2 pseudogenes are annotated in these 458 nt (G+C 72.1%); both read left to right on the top strand.

Features of this window, described 5'->3' with window-relative positions:
• Window positions 1-216 (top strand): annotated as a pseudogene (locus J5M67_RS28425) (lipid-A-disaccharide synthase); the annotation flags it as partial.
• A pseudogene (locus J5M67_RS28420) lies at window positions 216-458 on the top strand (hypothetical protein); the annotation flags it as partial. The pseudogenes J5M67_RS28425 and J5M67_RS28420, both read left to right, overlap by 1 nt.

Raw genomic sequence — 458 nt, 5'->3', positions numbered from 1 at the left:
ATTCTCGCGCGCCGCTTCGTCGTGCCCGAACTGCTGCAGCATTTCGCGACGCCCGACGCGCTCGCCCACGCGACGCTCACGCAACTGCGCGACGATGCGAACCGTCGCGCGCCCACCGACATTTTCACCGACATGCATCTCGCGTTGCCCCAGAATACCGCGCAGCGCGCGGCCGAGGCCGTCGCGCGCGTGATCGACAGCAGGAAGCCGCGCTGATGGCGACGACGCGCAAACCCCGCGGCGGGGCCGGCGGCGCGACCCAGCCCGCGCTCGATTTCGACGCGCCGGGCGAGATCGTCTGCGGCGTCGACGAAGCCGGGCGCGGCCCGCTCGCCGGGCCCGTCGTCGCGGCGGCCGTCGTGCTCGATCCGGCGCGGCCGATCGTCGGCCTCGACGATTCGAAGGCGTTGTCCGCGAAGAAGCGCGAGCGGCTCTTCGACGAAATCGTCGTGCATGCG

Origin of the sequence: Pseudomonas sp. 30_B (genome assembly GCF_017491605.1) — a bacterium.
Taxonomy (GTDB): Bacteria; Pseudomonadota; Gammaproteobacteria; order Pseudomonadales; family Pseudomonadaceae; genus Pseudomonas.
This window is presented reverse-complemented; position numbering and strand designations above follow the sequence as displayed.